Below are 23,839 nucleotides of genomic sequence, written 5' to 3'. Positions count from 1 at the left end.
ATACATCGATGACGGACAACTCAATATCGATAACAATCGAGCAGAACGCGCAATTAAACCCTTCGTTATTGGCCGAAAAAACTGGCTCTTTGCCAACACCGCCAGTGGTGCCAAGACCAGTGCAGTTCTCTATTCCATTATCGAAACTGCTAAAGCAAACGGATTAACGCCATTCTTTTACATCACGTTCCTACTCGAAGAGATGCCTAAGTCACCGGACAATATTGAGTACTTGATGCCTTGGAACGTTGAGCTGACTCAGTAGTCAAGCGTGTGTTTGGTTAGACGCTTACGTAATATTGCCCTGGTTGTTGATTTCCGCTGCGATTAACTTATTGCGTTTATCAAAGGTGTAACGGCTCTCAAACCCGTCGATGGTTTTGGTGAGTGTGTTGCCGTTATCGTCGTAGGTGTAATACTCGCCGCCTTCTTGCGTTAAGCGGTCGTTGTTATCGTAAGTGTACGTGGTGTGCACACCATTAATAATGGAGTACACCCGGTTGCCGACTTTATCGAACTGGTATTCGGCTTCATAGTTGCCGTTGATGGGGTCGAGAATGGTTTCGCGTTCCAGCCGATACAAACTATCGTGCGAATAAATCGAGGTGCGACCACTCAGCTCTTCAATTTGCGTGCGATGTCCGGTGGGTGCCAACGGGTAAGGTATGGATGTCCTGACTTACTTAATACTTAATGTTTTTCCCCGTGTTGTTGTCACCACTAGCTTTTCGGAGAAACTTATACTTTATGCTCAACACTGATACCAATATACCTTAATCCAGAATCATAAAATGAAAGAAAATCATCACCCAGACTAACCACGCAACCATGAGAGCAAATTGTCTGGTCAAACAAAAAGCTCAACTTTTCCGGAATAACGTCACGAAAACTAAAGCCTTCAAAATGATTATCTACACTCTTGATTATGGAGCAGTTATGAATATTTTCATACACTAACTCTTTATTCACAAAGTTATTAAAAACACTTTCTGCGCCATCTGCACTAACAGCGATATCTAAAGACATTAGCTTTATATAAGCTAATGCAAAGTCAAATAACGAAGAATCAAGCATTTTGTCTACATAAAATACTTTCACTTCATATGCATTAGAATCTCTACTGTAAACACGGATAACAGAAGTATCTATCTCGTCAAAGCACTTACTTACTTTAAATCTATTCATGTTAAAACTCCGGATAGGCAGAATTTATTTTGTTGCCTAACATATGTATACGAATACTTACGCCTGAGGGTGCATCTTTTATTATTTTATCTAAAGGAACGGAACCGCTACGCCCTTTTAAATAAGCCGATGCTGAAACAATTACGCTTCTCACTTTAGATCTAGACCAGTTATCAGGAAAGAAAGTAGAAATACCTCCATTGCCAGACTTGTTAATATATTGCCACTGTCCGTTTATTACTACCCTTTTCTGCACTAGTGCTTCGTAAAAATCTCTGGGGCCATTTCTTCTATTTAGTATTCTTATACCTGCGGAATTTAACCCTCCTTCTAAGTGATGTAATCCTTTAAATCGTCCATGGCGATATTCTCCATGAAAAATATGATCCCAGTTTACTCCACTGATATCACACTGGTTAGAATTATGCGCCAATACTTCAGAATCACCAACATAATACGTGTGGTCATTATCAACGGTTAAATTATAGACCTTACCAGTCCAGTCTAATAAGTTATTCGACTTAACCTGTATGGTATTACCAGCTTTTGTTTTAAGTATGTGCTGAGTATTAATATCTTTAGCTTCAACCCAAAGCCACTCTTTACCATCAATCGTTGTATAAAGCGGGTGTTCCGGTGTTGCGTTTAATGATTCTCCATTTGCTAATTCAATAACATTTAATTGGTATTCACCTTCTCGTTCAATAAAATGAACTATGGGTTGCTCGATTACTTGACCAGTCTCTTCATCAAAAGCAAGTACCGTATCTCCAATTTCTAAGCTGGCAATAGGAATCAAACCGATTGCCGTAGCAACTAAAGTTTCGCTAGTAAAACTATTACACGCTCTTCTAAACTTTCCTGATAAACGCCGAAGCAACTTAAATGAAGCTGCACCTCCTATAGCACCTAATCCAAGCAATAAATCTGGCCGACCTGCATCTGGATTAGTAGCAACATCAAGCAAATTCATTCCTGCATCTATTTGCAAGTTCGATAGAGTTGAACGTATATTGTTTGCTGCACTAAGACTAACAAGAGAGAAATTACCCGTAGGGTCTGTATTAATCACAGGATCAGCATTCGCATACAGATATTTATGAAGCGTAATCGGATCCTGACTTCGCCCCATCCAAGTATCCATCTGGGTAAAACGACCCACATTCTGGTCGTAATACCTAGCCCTTAGGTAATAATTATCCAACGCTCGGTCGAACTGTTCGCCAGTGTATAAATAGTCGTTATCGGTAGTGCCAGTTTGCGCCAGCGTCACTCCAAACGCATCGTAAAAATATTCATCCGAGATACTGCCTGTGCTGTCCGTTAAGCTTCGGGTACTTCCCAAACCATCCACCATAAAGTAATGGCTTTGGTTGTTGTGGGTTTGACTGATGAGGTCGTCACCAAAAATGTATTCTTTATTAACGGTGTGGGTGTTGTCTGTTTCCGCAATCACTTGCGCATAGGCTTGGTTGTTATCGACAATAAAGTGTGTGACTTCTCCGCTTTCGGTTTTTCCAATGCGAATACCGTTCACATCGTATTGATACGACGTAAAAGTAATATTGCCCTGGTTGTTGATTTCCGCTGCGATTAACTTATTGCGCTTATCAAAGGTGTAACGGCTTTCAAACCCGTCGATGGTTTTGGTGAGTGTGTTGCCGTTATCGTCGTAGGTGTAATACTCGCCGCCTTCTTGCGTTAAGCGGTCGTTGTTATCGTAAGTGTAAGTGGTGTGCACACCATTAATAATGGAGTACACCCGGTTGCCGACTTTATCGAACCGGTATTCGGCTTTATAGTTGCCGTTGATGGGGTCGAGGATGGTTTCGCGTTCCAGCCGATACAAATTATCGTGCGAATAAATCGAGGTGCGACCACTCAGCTCTTCAATTTGCGTGCGATGTCCGGTGGGTGCCAACGTATAATTAAACTCATTAATCAACGCACCCTGCGCATTGTAATGGCTGAGTTTGATTAAACGATTTAAGTCGTCGTAAGTGTAGGTTTGGCTACTGCCATTTGGGTAACTGATGCTGGTGCGATTGCCGACGGCATCGTAACCGTAAGAGGTTACGTTACCTTCGTTATCGGTGACACTTTGCAAACGATTCAGTGCATCGTAGGTTAAGTTTTCTGTACGAACCGTTCCATCGTTGTAAGTCACTTTAAATTGCGTTTTGTTGCCGTTAGCATCGTAACGGTACTCCAACACTTCGCCGTTAACTTTGGTTTCCTTAGTTAATCGGTTGCGCACGTCGTATTCATAGTTCACCGTTCCGGATGCGTCAGTTGCCGTGAGGCGATTACCCAACGCATCGTAAGTGAACGTTTCCGTTGAACCATCAGCATAAGTTGTTTGGATCAATTGATCGTTTTCGTTGTACCAACCTTTAAGGTATGGGTGTCCCGACTTATTCCTTATCGTTTTATTCGGGAAAACGATTTACTTAATTTAGAAACAACGAAAAAACTGCGTTCCTCCTTCGCCATGCAGTACGCTAATGAATTATGGCAAGGGGATACCCTGTATGGCCCCTCGATCAAACAGTCCGACGGCAAATGGCGTAAAACATTTTTAATTGCCTTCATTGATGACGCTTCCCGCGTCATCACTCACGCGGAATTCTTTTATCGTGACAACACCGATAACATGATTGAAGCGTTTCGCACGGCTCTGTATAAACGCGGGAAACCCGAGCGGTTGTATTTTGATAACGGAGCCAATTACACCTCAAAAGAAATCCTACAAGCCTGTATTCGGCTTAACATCCGCTTGTCCCACGCACCCATTCGAGACGGTGCTGCAAAAGGTAAAATTGAAAGATTTTTTAGAGGATTCCGAGACCGATTTTTAGTGATGCATCAACACTTCGACTCACTCGAACAACTCAATGAACGGACTCAAGACTGGGTTGAAAATCATTACAACAACCAACCCCACAGCAGTATTCAGATGAAACCTTTAGATCGCTTTAATCTCGATGCCAGTCGCATTCAATACCTGACGTGCGATGAGGTGACCGATGAAGTCTTTTACGTCGAACACAATCGCAAAGTCTCTAACGTCAATGTCTTTTCCATCAACAACCAAAAGTTTGAATGCCCTGTTGATCTACGCGGTAAAACCATTCAGGTACGCTTCGACAGAAACTGTCGCGACCGCTTCATTGTTTACTTTAACGAACGCCGCATGGGGGAAGCATCACCGCTTAACCTTTACTTCAACGCGCAACAACGCCGAACTCAATAACTTTACAACAAAGGACATATCTACATGATCAATGCCATATGGGGCATCGCACACACACCCTTTAAACGTGAGTTCAGCGACCTGCTCCCTCAACAAAAACATATCTTCGACATCATTAACATTCACGCCAAACAAGGCGGATTCTCCGTTATCATCGGCGAGCCCGGTGTCGGCAAAACCGTTTTACGAGAACACATCGAAGCGCTTGATAAACAGCGGGAATTTGCCGTCGTCTCTTGTTCTCGCACCTTACACACCTATCGCCAAATTATATGGCAACTGGCCGACGCCTTTAAACTGGAAACCACGGAAAAAAACATTGAAAACGATTTAATACAAGCGGCCTTTAATCACATTCAGGAACGAAAAACCCTTTACGTGTTAATCGATGAAGCACACTTACTGGAAGTGTCGGTACTGCGTAAATTACGCCTGCTGTTTGAGCGTTTTCCCAAACATCATAACCTGATTTTATTCGGTCAAACCGCGCTACTGCATTACCTGTCGCTCACTACCAACAAAGACATCAAAAGTCGCATTACTTACTCAGCGACCATTAAACCACTCAACGACGAAGACATGGAGCGTTATATCGTCAAAGAACTGGAAAAAGCAAAAATGGGTATTAACACCTTTGATGAAAATGCACTGGCTCTCATCATTCGTTCGGCGGAAGGCAACTTGCGACTGTGTTGTAACTTAAGCTACGCCAGCCTCATTGAAGCAGCAAGAGAAACCAAAAAAATCGTAACCATCACTCACGTCAATCAAGTCCTCGTGCAACCACATTGGCGGTCGCACGAAGAACTCATTCAACAACAAGCATCATAGGAGAAACCACATGATGAAGCTCATGCAAATCAAAAGCCACTGGACACCGGATGAAGCTCACAGCCTGTTAACCTGGCTGGATGAACTTCGCGACACCATCTGGCAAACCTATGGTCAGGACATCATTGAATACCATCAAAAAGAACAGCTTCACCACCACAATGAATTGTCCGAAATGGAAAACAATAAAAACCCTTTCTAATGCTCGCTACGCGAGCATTTAAACAAATTCTTTTAAAGGGCGAAAGCCCTTTTTTTAGGCTTAAACGAAAACCCAAAGGTTATCCACAAAGTGTTCGATAATAAATCGGTAAAAAGTACGACAACAATTTGGTAAACACCAAAATAGTGTACGACGTTAATTCAGCAAAACTGTTTATTTTTTAATACATATTATGATAAATAATTTGGCAAAAAGTATGATTAGAAAAAGGTACACTACAGATAGGTGTGTTTTGCTGGACGCTTACGTAAGTGGGACCATTACGTTCCGTTCGGTAGAGTGTACGTTCTACTGAGACCTCGCCCGCCAGCGTCATGTAACGCCGCTTGTTTCTTGATGCTTTCCGATAAGTGATATCGTCTGAAGTAAAAGCGGGAACATCCCAATCGTACTGTTCCAGTAATTTCTGCATACATTGCCGCTCAGCTTCGACAAATATTTGATGGAGTTCAATTTCGAGTTGAGCAAATGTTTCTATTTTGGCCAATTTGAAGAGCGATTTCACAGAATTGGACAAATCTGAAAATATTTCTTGGGTTGATATTGAAGCCAAAGGCAGAGCATGAGATAGTGACATGGAAAGCACCTTTGTAAATGAAATTTATATTTCGTTTTGTCAAAACAAATGGTGCTTTTTTTGTGCGTGTAATTCTGTGATGATTTGATCAAATCCGGTTATTTCTTCGCGCTAAGTGTTTGATTTTATGCTCAGAGACAGATCTGCACCCCGTTCAGTTATCCAAACCGATATTCGGTGATCAGCCTGCTGGTAACAATGATCAAAAAATCGATATTTTTGAAAGCATTTTCTAATTATTCTGAACTTTAACTACATCATTCAAATATTCATCGAGATATTCAAAAAAACGAATAACCCCAGAATTATCATCGCTCACATTTTCCATAATACACTCGGCCCAGCCTGAACCTGGAGCATTTCTTAAACCCTCTTTTTTTGCCACCCAATCCCCAAAAGAAGGATCATAATGATTAAAAAAATTATAGCCTCCTTCAACTTCAAATGTGAGCGAAGAGAAGTAGCCTGAGAAAAAATTCCTCAGGCTTTCTAGAGTAACTGGATATATAAACATACCTGGCCTCTTTCTTAAAACAGGCAAAAAATTTAAAAATCTTTTTAGTTCATCGTCCGGGTATACAGCCATTATAGCTTCCTGTCATATCTTCTGACGAAACATCAATTCCAATGCCGTCATTAACACCAATATCATCCGCCCACTCAGCATATGGAAGGCCATCAGGATTTACACTGTCAAAAACCATTTCTCCGATTTGAACAGCAAAATGCTGATCATTTCTGGAAATATTACCATGCCTAAGAGAGCCAACGAAAGGTGCTCTTATTGATTTAACACAGAGTCTTCTTCCTTTTACTCCCCGTTTGAGCAGTAACTTTTCGAATTCAACAGCAAAATCATCACATACATATTTTCCTTTGCATACTTTTGGTACAGCTTTCGCTAATGCCTGCGCAGCCTTCTCGCATGGAGATATGTTGTGAACTAATACTTTATCTTTCGATACGTAAAAATTATGATTTTTCTTAACAGTTAAATCATATACTACTTCAACTCTTACAATTCGACTAACTTTGGCAACTAGTACCTCTTTACCTTGTACGTCTTTAAGAACACTTCCTTCAGCAAGCTCTCTCGCTTGGGTCCATTTACCGTTCGCGTAAATTAAATGTTCTAGTGTTGCTTCTATTTTTCTCCTGATTGCAACTCTATAATGACCAGCTCAGTCAATTTTTCGTTCTTAATCACGGCCATTACTGGTTGGTATTCATTTTTACCCGTTTCTTCGTTATAGCTAAGGACTAGCTCACCAACTTCAATATCTTCTATTCGTTTTAATCCATCTTTGCTCGTCACTAATGTATCTGGTGAGAAGCTATTGCTCAGACAACCCGAGCGCTGCAATAACTTTTGGAATGGCTTTGCTATCAATCCTGCTTTCGATCCTACATATGCCCAGATCAATGCAATTCCCACTTCTTTAGCGGTGAGTTCCCTCTCTCCAGAAGCAAATTGAAAAGCTGTTTGAGCAGTGCTGTAAACCGTCATAGCAGTTAGGACACCACTAATTGATTGACCAACACTAATACTTCCCAAACTAAAGTTACCAGTTGGATCAGTGTACGAAACAGGATCTGCATTAGCATACAAATACTTATGCAAGGTGATCGGATCCTGACTTCGCCCCATCCAAGTATCCATTTGCGTAAAACGACCCACATTCTGGTCGTAATACCTAGCCCTTAGGTAAAAACGGCACTTTGAGGACACCCACAGCTCAAAACCAATAACCACAGATTTCACCTTGACCAACTAGTTCAAATTGATTAAGTTACGTGCAGGACTTATTGAAATATACGGACATAACACCATGACACGCGCCAGAAATACGCTCATCGATTTAAATCAAACCTCCTATTATCATTGCATCGCCCGTTGTGTTCGACGCGCTTTTCTATGCGGAGAGGATTCTGTTACCGGTAAGAGCTTTGAGCACCGTAAAACTTGGGTGGTGGAACGGTTAGACTATCTGGCCAAAACCTTCGCCATTGAAGTGGCCAGTTACGCGGTTATGTCCAATCATTATCACGTTGTTCTACGTGTCGATGTTGAAAAGGCAAGGGATTGGAGTGAAGCCAACGTTGTTCGCCGCTGGAAACGCGTTTGTAACATTCCACTTCTCGTACAGCGGTATCTAAAAAAAGAAACCACACCCGCCCTATCTAAAATGGCTCAGGACATTATCGAAAACTGGCGTCAAAGACTGATGGATATTTCCTGGTTTATGCGGTTGTTAAATGAGCACTTGGCTCGCGAAGCGAATAAGGAAGACAACTGTACTGGTAGATTCTGGGAAGGACGTTTCAAGTCTCAAGCGTTACTTGACGAGGCCGCTGTCTTAACCGCCATGGCTTATGTTGATTTAAATCCCATTCGTGCGAATATGTCAAAAACACCAGAAAAATCGGACTTCACTTCCATTCAGCAACGCATCAAACAAAAGAAGAGCCTGCCGCTTGAAAACAAAGTAAAGCTTATGCCACTCACACAATCGAAGCACTCTGCGCATCAACATGGCTTTTCATTTTCAACTCAAGATTATTTTGATTTGGTCGATACCACCGGTCGTATTATCCGAGACGACAAACGCGGTTATATTCCAAGCAACTTGCCTCCCATTTTAAAGCGCCTCAATCTCGAGCCTGACGGCTTCTTAAAACTGATGCGACGTAAAGATGACATTGCCGGTTTAAATGTTGTGGGCTCACCTACTTCCTTAACGCACTACATCGAAACCATTGAACAGAAGTTTATTAAGGGTATTGGGATTAGCCGAAAGCTTTACACCTAAAACAAACTCAATACAAAACATTACTTCCATCAGCCCGACGCTGATGCGTTCCTGCATTCGAGTTCAGAGCGAAACCCTCATTTCACCGTCGCTCACTCAACTATTACTAGTATTCTTCACAAAAAGCTAAACTTTTAACGACTGCTGAATAATTTTTACTGCCTGACTGATATAAAACTTCAACCTTTAAGGTATGGGTGTCCCGACTTAACCAATCTAGCAGTTTCAATGCCTTCTTTTCTTCCTTCTTCAACCTGAGGTCAAGCAAAACCTGCTTCCAAAACTCCTCTCCGCCTCTTTCATCATACTGATAAGAAACATATTCAATTAACTCATCAAACCTTTCATCTCTACGCCATTGGGCCAATATTTCTTCATCAAAAAATAGAGAGTTTTCTGAAAACAAATGCTCTAAAGCTGCTGGTAAACTACCCGATAAATCAGCTATCGCCTTTTTCTTGAGATTCTCAGCTTCTTTCACCAAAGTATTGACAGCTTTAGGTTCCATCATTCTAATTACAGCCTTTAAAAACAAAAACTAATTGGCCTCTAATCAATTAACCCAGGAATCATTTGAGCCATTCTTACCATACTTGGATGAATTGACTTTATAAATTCTTCTTTAGTTGAAATTAATTCAAGCGCAGGAAACACTTTTTGTTCTAAATTACTCTTTATAGACTCGAATGAGTCGGTGACTGAAGCTGAATCACTTATCAAATAAGGTGTTCCATCAACATCGCACTCTTGCTCATGAACTAATCCGCCATTAAGAAGTAAAGCATTGTCTCTAGTAAACGATCCTTTTCCTTCAAGATCCATTTCTTTCAACCAGTTAAAATAAAATAATCCTACATGAGATCCGTAATTAATTAACTCTATTGCTATGATATCACTTATCGAATCACGTTCTCTTATATAATATTTTTCATCGACTTTAGCAAATCCGTTATCCGCTAAAAATGTAGCTAAGTTAATCTCTAAAAGGCTAGTCATTTTTGCCTTGTCGACTAAAGAGTAGCCTCTAGATTTAAGCTTACTTTTATATTGATTAGTAACTTTAGCGTAGTCTTTTATTGATAGAGAATAACTTGTCTTTTGCTCTCCAATAACTCTAGCTCGATCAATTTTCTCCGAATTGTCGATAGAGTAAAACCAGGGAATTAATACATTATTAACAACCTGAATCACTTTTTCATGTTCGTCAAGTGACCAGGTTCGATCTGTACCAATACTATTTGCAGAGAGAATAGAGGAATTATTTAGTCTTCCACCAACATTATTTCCATTTTTGTCAGAAACAAAAGCTTCCATCCGAATTTTGCTAGTTTTACTTAGGGAGAAAATAATTACCTGATAAACAGATTCATGTAACCTGACATAACTGAGGCTGGATTTGAAAATCACTTCAAACCCATTCACCTCTAATATAGGAGTCAGTTTTTCACTCAAATTTTTAAGCTGTGAATCAATCATTATCAATCCTGAAAGTAGTCAATTGTAATTTCTACAACGCCAACGCCTGTTCTTTTGTAAACCGCATTAGCTCTTCTTTGCGTAAATCCTCTACCTGTTTTCAAATCAAATCCAATTATCGGTTCATTCTTATAGCTGACCAAGATATCAATTCCTAATGCTCCTCGTTGTCTTCTTCTTTGACCTTCAGGAATTCGAGTGCCGCCGCCATCGCCATCATCAAGGAAAAATACTTCAGCCTCAATTAGAACATCAGGATGAGGTCGATAGTTTGCGATATCTCCTTCAATAATATCCTGTAAAGTACTATGTGCCGCAGTTCCAAATGTCGCGCCACTAGAGAATGCTCCCCCTAGGTGGAATGTTACCGCATCTACAGCCCAGTCGGAAATCAAATTACCAACCAATCCAAAGTCTTTCGGAGGGCGACCAAATAACATTTGTGTAACTTGGTTTCTACCTGCAACTGCTACTAATCTATTGGCTGTAGTTCTAAGAGCTAGATTTGCCTGAACTCTTACGGCTGAGCTAATTTCAGACAATGTCGCATTACCACTGGGATCGGTTCCGTTTACTGGATCCGCGTGAGTATACAAATACTTGTGAAGTGTAGCTGGGTCTCGGTTTATCCCCATCCAAGTATCCATTTGGGTAAAACGACCCAAATTCTGGTCGTAATACCTAGCCCTTAGGTAATAATTATCCAACGCACGGTCGAACTGTTCGCCAGTGTATAAATAGTCGTTATCGGTAGTGCCGGTTTGCGCCAGCGTCACTCCAAAGGCATCGTAAAAATATTCATCCGAGATATTGCCTGTGCTGTCCGTTAAGCTTCGGGTACTTCCCAAACCATCCACCATAAAGTAATGGCTTTGGTTGTTGTGGGTTTGACTGATGAGGTCGTCACCAAAAATGTATTCTTTGTTAACGGTGTGGGTGTTGTCTGTTTCCGCAATCACTTGCGCGTAACTTTGGTTGTTATCGACAATAAAGTGTGTGACTTCTCCGCTTTCTGTTTTTCCAGTGCGAATACCGTTCACATCGTATTGATACGATGTAGAAGTAATATTGCCCTGGTTGTTGATTTCCGCTGCGATTAACTTATTGCGTTTATCAAAGGTGTAACGGCTTTCAAACCCGTCGATGGTTTTGGTGAGTGTGTTGCCGTTATCGTCGTAGGTGTAATACTCGCCGCCTTCTTGCGTTAAGCGGTCGTTATTATCGTAAGTGTACGCGGTGTGCACACCATTAATAATGGAGTACACCCGGTTGCCGACTTTATCGAACCGGTATTCGGCTTCATAGTTGCCGTTGATGGGGTCGAGAATGGTTTCGCGTTCCAGTCGATACAAACTATCGTGCGAATAAATCGAGGTGCGACCACTCAGCTCTTCAATTTGTGTGCGATGTCCGGTGGGTGCCAACGTGTAATTAAACTCATTAATCAACGCACCCTGCGCATTGTAATGGCTGAGTTTGATTAACCGATTTAAGTCGTCGTAAGTGTAGGTTTGGCTGCTGCCATTCGGGTAACTGACGCTGGTGCGATTGCCGACGGCATCGTAACCGTAAGAGGTTACGTTACCTTCGGTATCGGTGACACTTTGCAAACGATTCAGTGAATCGTAGGTTAAGTTTTCTGTACGAACCGTTCCATCGTTGTAAGTCACTTTAAATTGCGATTTGTTGCCGTTAGCATCGTAACGGTACTCCAACACTTCGCCGTTAACTTTGGTTTCCTTAGTTAATCGGTTGCGCACGTCGTATTCATAGCTCACCGTTCCGGATGCGTCAGTTGCCGTGAGGCGATTGCCCAACACATCGTAAGTGAACGTTTCCGTTGAACCATCAGCATAAGTTGTTTGGATCAATTGATCGTTTTCGTTGTACTGATAGGTTGTGGTATCGCCATTAAAATCGGTGCGCGATTCAAATCGGCACGACATATCGGCCGTTCCTGTGCTTCCTGCACCCACGGCACTTGTGCACCCCTGCACATCGTAAGTGAACAATTCCATCTGTCCCATAGGTAAAGTACGTGAAAGCACACGCCCCATGTTGTCGTAAGTCCAACGCGTGGTTCGTCCCTCTCCGTCCGTTTGCGTGAGCTTGTTGCCCTGCTCATCAAACGTGAAGGAAGTTTCATTACCTTGCGCATCGATGACTTTGGTTAAGCGACCCATTGCATCGTATTGATATTGCGTGGTGATATTGGCCTGGTCGGTGCTGGATGTTTTTCGGGCCAGCGCATCAAAGCCACTCAATACCGTTGATGCGTTATGGAAAGTGGTTTTGATTTTTCGACCCAACGCATCGTATTCGTATTCCGTGGTGCGACCTAACGCATCGGTTTCGCTTATAAGATTGCCACTTTCATCGTAAGCAAACCGATGCACATTGCCGAGCGCGTCTGTGGTTTTTATGCGACGACCATTGGCATCGTATTCGTACTCGGTGCGACTCCCCAAAGCGTCAATGTTAGCGGTGACTTGTCCAACAGCATCGTATTCGGTTTCGGTGATTGAACCATCGGCCCCGATAGTTTTGATCACGCGATTCAATTTATCGTATTCGAAGCGAATAGTATTGCCATTGCGATCGGTTTCGGTGATTACATTGCCTTCCGCATCGTAGGTTTTAGTGGCAAGAGTGCCATCGGGGTAACGCGTCGTCGTCAGTCGACTGTAAGCGTCGTATTCCATTTCGGTGCGGCGACCAAGCGCATCGATGCTGGCTACTTCGTTACCCATTAAATCGTATTCCGTTTCGCTAGTGCTGCCATCTGGATAGATGGTTTTAATGAGTCGATTACGCGCGTCGTATTGATAGGAAGTGATCAGTTCCTCTTGAGTCCCATTAGCCAGTGTTCGGCTTCGTTTTTCTTTAATTCGATTAGCGTTGTCATCGTAATCGTATGTGGTTACCGCGCCGCTCGGATCGGTTTCGCTGCCAACCAAACCCAATCGATGGTAAGTGTATTTTGTTTCATGGCCCAAGGCGTCGACAACACTGCCTAGCAAACCGTAAGTACCACTTAAATACGTCATTTGCGTTACGTTTCCGGCGGCGTCGGTAAGGCTCTGAATATTTCCACGCACATCGTAAACCGTTTGCGTGATATGTCCTGAGGCTTCTTTAATAGTTTTAGGGTTACCTAATGCGTCGTAAGTGTACTCCGTAGTACGGCCCAGTGCGTCTGTTTCCGTTAACCGATCATTGGCTTCATTATAAGTTGCCGAAGTGGTGCGCCCGAGAGCATCCATTTTCGATAATTCATTGCCACGATCGTCGTAAACGTAGGAAGTCACTCCGCCACTCGCATCCACCTGCTCGGTAACGTTGCCTTTATCGTCGTAGTAGTAAATGGTCGTCCGGCCCAATCGATCGGTAACCACTGATTCACGACCTTCAACATTGTGCTCAAAATTGGTTTGATTGCCTTGTTCGTCTTCCTGCGCGATCAGTCGCCCCTCTTCGTTGTAAATATTTTTTAGAAGTTTGCGATTGAGCGGATCGATGATGTCTTCCAAGTAATGTCCAGATTTGTATCGATACTCGGTTCGTGCCTTCATTGGATCGGTCACGAAAGCAAGATCACCTTGAGCATTGTATTGATAAACAATGCTGTCACCCGTAGGCGTAATAATTTTTTGTATTCGACCCTGTACATCTCGCTCAAATGTAAGACTGGAACCATTCGAGTGTGCGATGCCGTTATCGCTGTAAGTTAACGTATTACCATTGGGATCGGTAATTTGCTTTACCCCAAACGTTTGATCAAGGTGATACACAAATCCGTTACGAGTGACTAACGTGTATTCAGACACTAGCGCCGCCGCACTTTCGCCCGCAAGGGATAAATAACCGTTGTCGAGCTCCGACAAATACAAACTAAGACCATCGTTTGAAGTTAGGACCGATTGCGTGTTCCCTTTGGGAATAAAGTACACATCGTAATTGCGATCGGAAGCCATGTAACAATTGGGATCCGATAGCGATCGAGGCGCATCGTTGGTTGGCTTAAGCGCGACAGAGAAAGTTTCCGTATCACCACCTGGTAAAGTCACAGTTACCGTTTTGCCATAAGACGGCACAATACACACCGCGCTCGATTGAATGATGTTACCACCCACATTAAATGAGCCTCGGCCTTCGTGTTGTGTCCAACCTTTGGTGGGCTCATCACTTTCTTGAATACGTACGCTTTGATAGTCAACACTCCAGCCGTAACCAAAATCCAAAAGTTCATCTTTACGACGGCTGTCGTAGGTTCGTGTCACAGACAAAGGCAAGCCGCCCATCGGTAAGTTTAAATCTTCCAGACTTATCGAAAAGTGCCCAACTTTTAAATCACCCGTTACGTTCACCGCAATCAGTTGCGCGTTGGTGTTTCCATTCGCGTCGGTTGCCTGTAACAACAGATGATAAGTACCATTTAACAGTTGAGTGGTATCGAAAGTAGCCACTTTTTCGGCGTTAAACGCACGCGGCCCACGATAAAGCTCGATAAAATCGTCGATGCGTAAATTGTCACTGATGGGTTCATTGGCCGGCTTATACAACAACAAAGTTTCCATCAGTTGCTCGTCGGTCACCGTCGCTAAAATATCGGTCGGCTTGGTTAGCTCATCCAGATGAACGGGTGAGGTAAACGCAACTGTCGGTGGTGTGGTATCCGCCGGATCCCGCACCAATACTTCTGCGCTTCGAACCACGGTTTGATAACCATCACTCACGGTAACCGACAAAGACAGTTTACCCACTCGATCCGGTGTGATTTTCGCGGTTAAATCTTGAGTAACCTCAACAGATTCTCCATCCACCTGTAACGTTGCAGTAACACTCGATGCTTCATTAATTGGTTCAATACCCAGAGTGACTGTTTCACCAAGATCAATGATACGACTCGGCGAAAGCGTGAGCTCAGCATCGAAAGGTGCATTGGCAGCCAGTACATCCACATACCAAAATAAATTATTTCTTGATGCGTAATGACCTTGGCTATCGGTTGCTCTGACACTGATCCAGAAACGGCCTTCGCTTTGCGGTGTCCAGGATAGGTTACCCGTTTGGTCTATCGTTACTCCCGTTGCACTGGAGCTCACCGCATAACGAATGGGCGTATCGCCTTCGCGATCAATCGCCAAGGCCTGATGTTGATAATTCACTCCCACTTGCGCGGTATTCGGTCGGAAGGACGAAACAAAATAAGGCGCGCGATTTACAAAGGGATCAACGCGTAAATAGAATTGTTGTACGCTCGTTGCACCGCGCGCGTCGAGTACTTCTACCCAAATATAATGATTACTGTTTGCCAACAATTCATCGTTGGGTTGCCAGGTAATTAATCCATTGGTATCGATTTGCATTCCATTTGGTGAAACCAACAAACGATAGGAAAGCGCATCTCCATCTGGGTCGGAAGCGACAACCTGATATTGATAAGGGATCGAAACTTCTGCTTTAGTAATGGCCGTAGAATGAATTATCGGCGATTCGTTATCGTCAACCACATTGATGGTAAATTGCAGAGGCGCACTTTGGTTTAAGCGATCGGTAGCTCGAAAACGAACAGTATGTTGCCCCAAAGCCGAAGCGGTAGGTTGCCAGGTGACAAAAAAGCGACTTTGAGCATATGAATCACTGACGAGCTCAACACGCATGCCTGCTGGAGCCTGTTCTAGCACCACTTGTAAATTATCGAGGTTATCAAAAACACCTACACCCACATCGTTATCAATGTCGACTCGAAATCGATAAGTCTGACCAACTAATGCCGTTGTTGGTGGTTGTGTTGAAGTAATGGCTGGTGGTTGGTTCTCAGCCACATCAACAACCAGTTGCTTCACACTGCTTGCGTCACCACCAAAAGCATCGCGCAACTGAATGCCAAACGTGTACTGACCCGGAGTTTGTGGTATCCAACGCAAGTATTGCGGACAGCCCACGCACGAAGGGCCTTGATCGCCAATTTCGTTGAATTCGATGTAGGCACCGGCGGGTGCATCAATTAACCGATACTGCAGCCCATCATTTTCGGTATCGCGGCCTTTAAACAAATACTTCAGATCATCAACACTTTTATCAGCATTGGCTGTGTCATACACATAAGGCACCCCCACAACACCCGTGGTTGCGTGTTGCTCCACACCAAATTCAGGTGCGTGGTTTTTAACGGTTGCCAGTGTGAGCATAAAGGCTTGCTCGTCGCTGGCACCTTGTGCATCAGTCACTTGAACCGTCACACCAAAGTCTTGATTATCAATCAATCGGCTGACGTTCCATTGGATTAATCCGTTAGTATCAACGGTCATACCACCAGGTGCTTCAATAAGCGTATAACTTAAACTCTCTCCTTCGAGGTCAGTGACTGACAATTGATATTGATAATGTTGTCCGTTGGTCACTTCGAGTTGTGGCATCGACAAGATCTTTGGTGCAACGTTGTTGCTGCTTTCCAGCCAAGAAATGTTACCCGATGCTGATACATTGCCGACACTGGCGGTGACCCGATCGATACCACTGGCCCAACCGTCATAACACAGTTCGGCCTTTCCTAAAAAGTCGGTCATCGCGTAAGTGCTCAATGACTGCGAACCAGAAACCGTAATATTCAATCGAGCACCATGTACAGGCTTTTTATTTGTGTCTTTCGCCTCGAAGATAAGACAAGCTTGCTCACCTAAGGAAACGTCGCCGGCATTTAAAATACGCAACTCATTGACACTTTCAGGAAGAGTGAACGCCATTCCAGCCAAATAACCGTAAGACTCGTAATGATCGTAACCGTACAGATAAACCCCAACACCTTCTGTTGATGAGATCTGATGTTTCCCTTCACTCACTTCTAGCTGTGCAAATGAATAACGATTGTCGATCGATGTCAGTTGAGAGAGATCGATCAACTCGCCGTTTAACCGAGTACTGCCAATTGCACTGTTGGGAACAATCAAATTAATAAAGTTTCTGGCAATTCCCACTTGCGGGGTATTAACGGTATAACTCTGCATAAATTGCTGTAACGGGGGCACAACCAGCATAAAAGGATCGGATACGCCTGTGATTTCGGAGGACGATTTATGTTGTAAAGCCGTTCCAAATTGCAAAAGAAGGGTAGGCTGACTGGTTTTAATTACATTTGGCAGATGCGAAAAAAACTCGTAGTAATCTCCTTTCTGCAAATGCGCCTCGAGTTTATTATTGATATAGACCAAAGTGTTTGCTTTTGATGCCACAATTCGAAACATATCGCCGCATCGAGTCGTGCGAAGATAGCAACTTCCCGTATACGAAGGTTCGGTTCCATAAAAAGGAGCGGTAATATAATCCGTCCCTAAACTTTCTACAGGAGGTAACTGTTCAACCAAATGATCGCACGCCATAAAATCTTTGGGTACATAAGCACAGTTGTGCTCACCAAAAACGGCAATGGGTTTATCGGATGAAATAATGGAACCCGTTAAATCTGCTCGAGCCGATCCTTTGGCTTCTAAATTGTAAACATCACCGGCATTTAAAGTTAAAGTATGGCTTTCGCCTACCAAAACATGATCATTACCGTGTTGTTCTTGATTTTCACGAAAGTAAAGGTCCATCGTGGCATCAATCGTTACTTGAGTGTTGTCTTGTGTTGCCACCAGACCGACGATGGGCGTTTTTTGATAATCCAACAACGTGTACTGACCAACAACGTACTCTTTGCCTAATACATTGGTTGGCAAACCAAGAAAGCCGTCGGACGAAGCATCGCGCTGGTTCAACACATAAACTGAAATATTATCCGATGCTGAAATATGTATGGCCTGCCTTTCCAAAATTTGATGGGTATTAAATCCGTTAATAGCCATAAACTCTTCCGCTGCAATAGTGTAAGTTGCAATAGCACTTTGACTCAGCGTTAGCCGTTCGCTTCTGCCAAGAGCAGGTATGTCGATGGTCACTTCAACTTGCTCTCGCTGCGTGCTCAAAAAAATGTGGTATTGGCTGTTCGTTACTTTGTAGTTTTTGGTCATGGGCAACCAAAATTCCGTGCCTTCATGATTACTGCGTCGCTCGGTTGATAAAACTTCAAGCGCTACGGATTGTGTAGAGATTGCACCTTTATCATCACTCACGGAAAACGTTAATTGATACAAACCAGGATCAATAGAATCCGTTGACCATTCAGCAATAGGCACGGCTGCATCAAATGCAACGCCTGAGGGAGATTCAATCATTTGAAAGGTTAATGGATCATTGTCTGCATCGGTGGCACTTAATGGGTAACGCCATGTTTGCCCTGCGACAACAAACGCCACTGGAACTGAAGTAATTTCTGGAGCCGTGTTAACATCGATCACTTCTAACTCAAAAGACTGAGTTGCATGTAATCCTGCCGTATCAGAAACCGTTAAATCAACGGAATGAACGCCCACATCGGTTGTCGTTGTCTGCCAAGTAATCAGGCCACTTTGTTCATCGATTGTCATTCCACTGGGTGCACTTTTTAACGCGTAAGAAAAATCCGTATCACCATCAACATCGGTCACCAATACCTGGTAGGTATACACACTTTTTTCTTCGATTCGAAGACTTGGTGAAGACACTATTACCGGTGCATCATTTACCGGACTGACTTGAATTGCAACATGGGCGCGTTTGGAACTTACTACTCCGTCGTTAACCCAGTATTCAAAACTGTCCGAACCATTAAATTGGCTGTTGGGTTGATAAATAAGATTAGGAGCCTCACCACTCAAGTTACCGCTTTTGGGTTGCGCAATGATTTGATAAGTTAACGCATCACCGTCTACATCATTGCCTTTTAAAGCGATGTGTACCGCCTGTTCTTCTTCAGTATTAATGATTAAGTTTTCAGCCGATGGCGCATCATTTTCCGCTGTGATAGTGATGGTCACCGTCGCTGTTTCAGAGTCTTCCGTTCCATCGTTTACTTTAAAAGTAAACACATCTTGTCCATGAACATTTGCATTAGGTAAATAAGAAAACTGTGGTGCTGTGCCAGATAACCGACCAAGCTTTGGAGAGCTGATAATGTGATACGTTAATGCATCTCCATCAACATCAATGGCAACTAAGTGGATGCTGCTGCTGGTATCTTCCATCGCCTGGACGGTTTGAGCATATGCCACTGGTCGACTGTTTGGAGCTTTTTCAACAACAAGAGTGAAACGCTGCTGATCACTGGCGCCTTCCACATCCAAGACTTGAACTTCAACCGAGTGCTCACCCGCTTGACCTCGTTCAGGACTCCAGGAAATCACACCGCTGCCGTTTATCGTCATTCCGGCAGGCGCTGTGCTTAATGAGTATTCAAGAGCATCATTGTCTTGGTCGGTAGCGGTAACCTCGTATTGATAAGAAAACGTTTCCTGAGCTTGCGTTACTGGTAATGAAGTAATTATTGGCGCGTCGTTAACGCCGAGTATTTGAATCGTCACCTTGGCCGTATTCGACGTTAATTGACCATCATTTGCCGTAAACTGAAATTGATCCGTACCAAAAAAGTTCGCCTTAGGAGTGTAAGTCACCTGCTGTCCGGCTTGTTGGATCACGCCAAACTGAGGTTGGCTCACAACAGCAAACGTTAGCGAGTCACCGTCGCTATCTTGAGCGATTAATTGAATCACTGCCGAACTGTCTTCGTTCGCCGTTGCACTCAAATTTTGAGCCACTGGCGCCTCATTTATATGAACCACTTGGAGCTGGAAAGTTTGTTGAGCGGTACCGTAATTCGGGTGATAAATGGATAAGGTGATTGAGTGCTCACCTTGTTGCGATAACTGCGGCACCCAATGAACTTGTCCATCCGAAAAACGCATACCACTGGGTGCATTGATCAACTCTTGCGTGACCTGACTCCAGTCTAACTCCCTATTGGTGCTTAAATCGTATCGATAACTTTCTCCCACTTGCGCGTTAGCACTTGGTTGAGAAGTAATGCTCAGTTCCGGGGTTTCGGACTCACCCACAACACCAATTTCAATACCACAACCTGGTTTGCTTCGCAGTTGAACCGACAAGGTGTTCACGTCTTGTAATTCGAGCGATCGTTCTAGCCGATAAACGTTTTTATTAAAGTCATTCGGCGCGAAAATTTTGACATCATTCAACCAAATATTCGCACTCGATATTCGGCAATACTGATGTTGCGCTCCACCATTAAATACAACCAATTGAATATCGGTCGCATCTTGCTTGTTAAATCGCACCGTTTCAATGCGTGGCTTACCTTTTGAGCGGACAAACGTTGTGTTATCCAATAAGGTTAACGAGGAAGCAAAGGCATTTAACGAGAAGGAAACAAAAGAAAAATAAAAGAAAACACGGAAGGCTTTATGGAACATCAACAACACCTGAATAAATAACTGCTTTTTATAACCAGACTACAAGCATCGGTTCGCAGTACTCAGTGTTTTAAGTTGAGCAAAATGCAGCCAGAAACTTATAGGGCCGCAGATAATATACTCTGGTCGATTTTTATACAACTATGAGATATGTGAATTTGGCACTTTTTTTAACTCAAGGCATGATCGAAGGTTCTTAGAATGATTAAAAGTACGATCGAGGTATTTATAATCACCGCAATGACATCGAACGAGCTTTAACTTACCTTGCGAATCCATTCAAAGCGGGGCACCGATTTTCCTTTAATTACGATTTGTTCTAAAAACATGTCTAGAGGACGAACCCATAACATTCGATCGCCGTATTGAGGCTGATACACCACCATCCACTCTTCGGTTTCGGAATGTTTGGCAACATCCAAAACCAAGTATTCGTTGCCTTTATAGTGCCGATAAATACCGGGCTTTATTTTTTCATTCATTGACTTTAAATCGATTATCGTTAACCAGTTTTTCCGAAATTCTTAAGTGCGAACGTAAGCAGTGCGTTGAATTAGGCCAACCCACATTGACCCAAATGGAATCTTGCATGTGGGTTGAACTGCCTCGTTTTGAAAACGCCAAATGCAAGGTTTTGTTACCATGACGTTCCCAGTTTTGTTGACTGTTTAATTGCAACTGAGGATCACTATGAAAGATCATCCCTTTTACACAAATCGTATCATCGATACTATTTCCAACCATGCTGAGCATTACCAACCAGCCATTGTCCTCGCCTAAAAAATACAGCGTATTGGAAATTTTATCGCTTTGTGCTTGAAACATATCTAGCCGTTTTGTAAAACTGATTTTCGCTGGGTGTTCCTTTGCAATAATATTCCAATTTTCATTACCGACTAACAAGTCGATTTCGTTACTCTTTAAAAAAATAATTTGAGATTCATTTTCCGCAACATTTAAAACCGAATAGGTAATGTCGTTAGGCTCGGTCCAATAATAGAAGGGAATTTGCTGCGCGATCGCATCGTCGACATTTTCAATTTTAGGATGGTTAATGGTGAATAAGTTAGGATCGATTTTGAATTGCTGGCAACGTTGCAAAACATGCGGGTCATCCAGCTCGGCAAACTCCCAGGAAAAATCCCTGACCGAGTGGTTAGCGACCAGCACGACCTTACCGCACCGGGTTAGCACCCAGTGTTTTGGATCAACATTTTCAAGATCTATCGACAACCATCACTCCAGCAACTAGACAGCGTCAGTTCAAATTATAGCAATATTTTTTGAACCGGTGCGTATGACCTGCGATGAATGGGTGTAAGCCCAAGCGATTGTAGGGCCTCACGGTGCTGTTTGGTGGGGTATCCCTTATGTTTAGCAAAGCCATAACCGGGAAACGCTTCATCAAACCGAACCATTTCTCGATCGCGTGTTACCTTAGCAATAATCGATGCAGCGCTAATGGCCGGCTCAGTTAAATCGCCTTGCACAATTGGTGTAGATGGAACACCGAAATCGGGCGATTTGTTGCCATCAACCAACACATGCTCCACAGGTACTGATAAGGCAGAAACCGCACGTTGCATGGCAACCAGCGACGCTTGCAAGATATTGATGCGATCAATTTCATCTACCTCGGCTCGACCCAATGCCCAGGCTAACGCTTTTTTTTGAATTTCATCGAATAAAAGCTCTCGCTTTTTTTCCGACAGTTTTTTTGAGTCAGTCAACCCCTCAATGGGGTTTTCCGGATCCAGAATGACTGCGGCTGCGACAACGGGTCCCGCTAGCGGGCCACGCCCTACTTCATCAACTCCGGCAACCATCATCGCTTTTTGATTCATGAGTGTTGTTCCAAAAGTAAGGTGACTGTATTCGCAGCGATGCGATCGGCGTCTTTTTTAAGTGCCTTATGAATATTTAAAAAAGCTTCTTTCATTTGCTGCGTGTTTTCACTTGAAAGCAATAGCGCCATTACCGCGCTTGATAATTTTTCCGGCGTACAATCCGACTGAATGAGCTCTTTTACAACCGCTTTACCAGCTAATAAGTTCGGTAAAGACACATTTTTTATTTTTAACATTCGACTGAATATAGCGTAACTGAAAGCCGACATCTTGTAGCCCACTACCATTGGCTTTTTTAACAGCGTCGCTTCCAGTGTTGCGGTTCCTGAAGCGATTAAAACAACATTGGCAGCTGCCATTACATCGCGCGCATTACCTAATGTCATTTTAATATTGGGTTTACTTTCCATATTGGCTAATACACTTTCGAACTGTTGTTTACGTTGTTGATTCACCAACGGTACGACAACTTCGAGATCGGGATTTTGTTGCTGACAAATATACGCGGCTTTAAGAAACGGTTCGGCGATGTATTTAATTTCACTGGACCGACTGCCTGGTAATAATGCTAATACGGGTTTATCCGCGGCAATTCCAAGTTCGGCTTTAAATGAATCACTATCTAACTGCATTGGAATTTGATCTGCCAATGGATGCCCAACACAAGTAACCGGAATGTTATGCTGTTGATAAAATGGCTCTTCAAAAGTAAACAGGCACAGCATGTGATCAACAGCTTGTTTAATTTTAAAAATGCGTTTTGGCCGCCACGCCCAAACCGAAGGGCTGACGTAATGCATTGTTTTGATGCCAGCCTGCTTTAACTTCAGTTCGAAATCCAAATTAAATTCTGGAGCATCGATGCCAATAAATAAGTCTGGCGGTTCGGCTATTAATTTTTCGATGAGTTGCTTTCTGACCTTGGTTAATTCTCGGTAACGTTTCAATACTGCCCAAATGCCCATTACCGCCAATCGTTCCATCGGATAAACGGCTTCACACCCTTCCGCTTGCATTTTATCGCCAGCGATACCGGAAAACTCGATATTTCCGTGATATTTTTGCTTTAATTCACGAATTAATCCGGCACCTAATAAATCGCCGGAGGCTTCTCCGGCGACGATAAACACTTTTTTATTATTCATGTGGTAGTAGAAACTTGGTTTTGAGTTCTAAGTTCTAAGTTCTAAGTTCTAAGTTCTAAGTTCTAAGTTCTAAGTTCTAAGTTCTAAGTTCTAAGTTCTAAGTTCTAAGTTCTAAGTTCTAAGTTCTAAGTTCTAAGTTCTAAGTT

The 23,839-nt window shown here is 43.1% G+C and carries 19 protein-coding genes; 5 read left to right on the top strand and 14 right to left on the bottom strand.

The features are described 5' to 3' along the window. A partial coding sequence (locus ACTUJY_RS20275) for an IS66 family transposase (protein WP_463617960.1) occupies window positions 1-265 on the top strand: 265 nt, incomplete at its 5' end. A gap of 24 nt (window positions 266-289) precedes the next feature. Here ACTUJY_RS20275 and ACTUJY_RS20270 read toward each other — a convergent pair. The 3 genes from ACTUJY_RS20270 to ACTUJY_RS20260 all read right to left on the bottom strand — a co-directional run bounded on the left by ACTUJY_RS20270 (window position 290) and on the right by ACTUJY_RS20260 (window position 3,553). After that, window positions 290-655: a hypothetical protein gene (locus ACTUJY_RS20270; RefSeq protein WP_463617959.1), complete on the bottom strand. Its 366-nt coding sequence runs from the start codon at window positions 653-655 to the stop codon at window positions 290-292. Window positions 656-738: 83 nt separating this feature from the next. Next, the gene (locus ACTUJY_RS20265) at window positions 739-1,185 is read right to left on the bottom strand and encodes a hypothetical protein (RefSeq protein WP_463617958.1); all 447 of its coding nucleotides are present in this window, start codon (window positions 1,183-1,185) and stop codon (window positions 739-741) included. 1 nt (window position 1,186) lies between these two features. Continuing rightward, entirely contained in the window at window positions 1,187-3,553 is a 2,367-nt protein-coding gene (locus ACTUJY_RS20260) for a polymorphic toxin-type HINT domain-containing protein (protein WP_463617957.1), read from the bottom strand. Here ACTUJY_RS20260 and ACTUJY_RS20255 point away from each other — a divergent pair. The 3 genes from ACTUJY_RS20255 to ACTUJY_RS20245 are packed head-to-tail and all read left to right on the top strand — an operon-like array spanning window position 3,545 to window position 5,471. Continuing rightward, on the top strand, window positions 3,545-4,438 hold the full coding sequence (locus tag ACTUJY_RS20255) for a DDE-type integrase/transposase/recombinase (RefSeq protein ID WP_463617956.1): 894 nt from the start codon (window positions 3,545-3,547) through the stop codon (window positions 4,436-4,438). The genes ACTUJY_RS20260 and ACTUJY_RS20255 overlap by 9 nt on opposite strands. Before the next feature lie 24 nt (window positions 4,439-4,462). Further along, complete coding sequence (locus ACTUJY_RS20250; protein WP_463617856.1) at window positions 4,463-5,269, top strand: ExeA family protein; 807 nt, start codon at window positions 4,463-4,465, stop codon at window positions 5,267-5,269. Between the two features lie 10 nt (window positions 5,270-5,279). After that, on the top strand, window positions 5,280-5,471 hold the full coding sequence (locus tag ACTUJY_RS20245) for a hypothetical protein (RefSeq protein ID WP_463617857.1): 192 nt from the start codon (window positions 5,280-5,282) through the stop codon (window positions 5,469-5,471). Between the two features lie 181 nt (window positions 5,472-5,652). Here ACTUJY_RS20245 and ACTUJY_RS20240 read toward each other — a convergent pair whose 3' ends face one another. From ACTUJY_RS20240 to ACTUJY_RS20225, 4 genes are all read right to left on the bottom strand, one after another. Further along, window positions 5,653-6,069, bottom strand: a complete 417-nt coding sequence (locus tag ACTUJY_RS20240) for a hypothetical protein (protein WP_463617955.1) — start codon at window positions 6,067-6,069, stop codon at window positions 5,653-5,655. Window positions 6,070-6,301: 232 nt separating this feature from the next. Further along, window positions 6,302-6,655 carry a hypothetical protein gene (locus ACTUJY_RS20235; RefSeq protein WP_463617954.1) on the bottom strand — a complete coding sequence of 118 codons (354 nt, stop codon included), beginning with the start codon at window positions 6,653-6,655 and terminating at the stop codon, window positions 6,302-6,304. After that, complete coding sequence (locus ACTUJY_RS20230) at window positions 6,633-7,193, bottom strand: papain fold toxin domain-containing protein (protein WP_463617961.1); 561 nt, start codon at window positions 7,191-7,193, stop codon at window positions 6,633-6,635. The genes ACTUJY_RS20235 and ACTUJY_RS20230 overlap by 23 nt, the downstream gene beginning before the upstream one ends. Before the next feature lie 20 nt (window positions 7,194-7,213). Then, the gene (locus tag ACTUJY_RS20225; RefSeq protein WP_463617953.1) at window positions 7,214-7,729 is read right to left on the bottom strand and encodes a hypothetical protein; all 516 of its coding nucleotides are present in this window, start codon (window positions 7,727-7,729) and stop codon (window positions 7,214-7,216) included. Between the two features lie 169 nt (window positions 7,730-7,898). Here ACTUJY_RS20225 and ACTUJY_RS20220 point away from each other — a divergent pair, with 169 nt between their 5' ends. After that, complete coding sequence (locus tag ACTUJY_RS20220; protein WP_463617952.1) at window positions 7,899-8,879, top strand: transposase; 981 nt, start codon at window positions 7,899-7,901, stop codon at window positions 8,877-8,879. Window positions 8,880-8,985: 106 nt separating this feature from the next. Here ACTUJY_RS20220 and ACTUJY_RS20215 read toward each other — a convergent pair whose 3' ends face one another. The 7 genes from ACTUJY_RS20215 to lpxB all read right to left on the bottom strand — a co-directional run bounded on the left by ACTUJY_RS20215 (window position 8,986) and on the right by lpxB (window position 23,693). After that, entirely contained in the window at window positions 8,986-9,390 is a 405-nt protein-coding gene (locus ACTUJY_RS20215) for a hypothetical protein (protein WP_463617951.1), read from the bottom strand. 38 nt (window positions 9,391-9,428) lie between these two features. Then, window positions 9,429-10,355 (bottom strand): hypothetical protein, encoded by a 927-nt coding sequence (locus ACTUJY_RS20210; protein WP_463617950.1) that lies wholly within the window; start codon window positions 10,353-10,355, stop codon window positions 9,429-9,431. A gap of 2 nt (window positions 10,356-10,357) precedes the next feature. After that, window positions 10,358-20,701, bottom strand: a complete 10,344-nt coding sequence (locus ACTUJY_RS20205) for an Ig-like domain-containing protein (RefSeq protein WP_463617949.1) — start codon at window positions 20,699-20,701, stop codon at window positions 10,358-10,360. A 257-nt stretch (window positions 20,702-20,958) separates the two neighbouring features. After that, window positions 20,959-21,183, bottom strand: a complete 225-nt coding sequence (locus tag ACTUJY_RS20200) for a DUF1653 domain-containing protein (RefSeq protein ID WP_463617948.1) — start codon at window positions 21,181-21,183, stop codon at window positions 20,959-20,961. Further along, the gene (locus tag ACTUJY_RS20195; protein WP_463617947.1) at window positions 21,176-21,934 is read right to left on the bottom strand and encodes a hypothetical protein; all 759 of its coding nucleotides are present in this window, start codon (window positions 21,932-21,934) and stop codon (window positions 21,176-21,178) included. Before ACTUJY_RS20195 ends, ACTUJY_RS20200 begins: the two co-directional genes overlap by 8 nt. 35 nt (window positions 21,935-21,969) lie before the next feature. Then, window positions 21,970-22,545 (bottom strand): ribonuclease HII, encoded by a 576-nt coding sequence (gene rnhB, locus ACTUJY_RS20190; protein WP_463617946.1) that lies wholly within the window; start codon window positions 22,543-22,545, stop codon window positions 21,970-21,972. Continuing rightward, a complete protein-coding gene (gene lpxB / locus ACTUJY_RS20185) occupies window positions 22,542-23,693 on the bottom strand; it encodes a lipid-A-disaccharide synthase (RefSeq protein WP_463617945.1) in 1,152 nt (383 codons plus the stop codon). Before lpxB ends, rnhB begins: the two co-directional genes overlap by 4 nt. Window positions 23,694-23,839 lie beyond the last annotated feature (146 nt).

This window comes from Pleionea sp. WD8-19 (genome assembly GCF_055326765.1).
This window is presented reverse-complemented; position numbering and strand designations above follow the sequence as displayed.

Bases quoted from the DNA above. Each gene is read 5' to 3' on its own strand.
- ACTUJY_RS20215 (WP_463617951.1), bottom strand. From the start codon at position 9,390: ATGATGGAACCTAAAGCTGTCAATACTTTGGTGAAAGAAGCTGAGAAT.
- ACTUJY_RS20225 (WP_463617953.1), bottom strand. From the start codon at position 7,729: ATGGATACTTGGATGGGGCGAAGTCAGGATCCGATCACCTTGCATAAG.
- ACTUJY_RS20265 (WP_463617958.1), bottom strand. From the start codon at position 1,185: ATGAATAGATTTAAAGTAAGTAAGTGCTTTGACGAGATAGATACTTCT.
- ACTUJY_RS20205 (WP_463617949.1), bottom strand. From the start codon at position 20,701: ATGTTCCATAAAGCCTTCCGTGTTTTCTTTTATTTTTCTTTTGTTTCC.
- lpxB (WP_463617945.1), bottom strand. From the start codon at position 23,693: ATGAATAATAAAAAAGTGTTTATCGTCGCCGGAGAAGCCTCCGGCGAT.
- ACTUJY_RS20240 (WP_463617955.1), bottom strand. From the start codon at position 6,069: ATGTCACTATCTCATGCTCTGCCTTTGGCTTCAATATCAACCCAAGAA.
- ACTUJY_RS20210 (WP_463617950.1), bottom strand. From the start codon at position 10,355: ATGATTGATTCACAGCTTAAAAATTTGAGTGAAAAACTGACTCCTATA.
- ACTUJY_RS20235 (WP_463617954.1), bottom strand. From the start codon at position 6,655: ATGGCTGTATACCCGGACGATGAACTAAAAAGATTTTTAAATTTTTTG.
- ACTUJY_RS20250 (WP_463617856.1), top strand. From the start codon at position 4,463: ATGATCAATGCCATATGGGGCATCGCACACACACCCTTTAAACGTGAG.
- ACTUJY_RS20245 (WP_463617857.1), top strand. From the start codon at position 5,280: ATGATGAAGCTCATGCAAATCAAAAGCCACTGGACACCGGATGAAGCT.
- ACTUJY_RS20220 (WP_463617952.1), top strand. From the start codon at position 7,899: ATGACACGCGCCAGAAATACGCTCATCGATTTAAATCAAACCTCCTAT.
- ACTUJY_RS20200 (WP_463617948.1), bottom strand. From the start codon at position 21,183: ATGAATGAAAAAATAAAGCCCGGTATTTATCGGCACTATAAAGGCAAC.
- rnhB (WP_463617946.1), bottom strand. From the start codon at position 22,545: ATGAATCAAAAAGCGATGATGGTTGCCGGAGTTGATGAAGTAGGGCGT.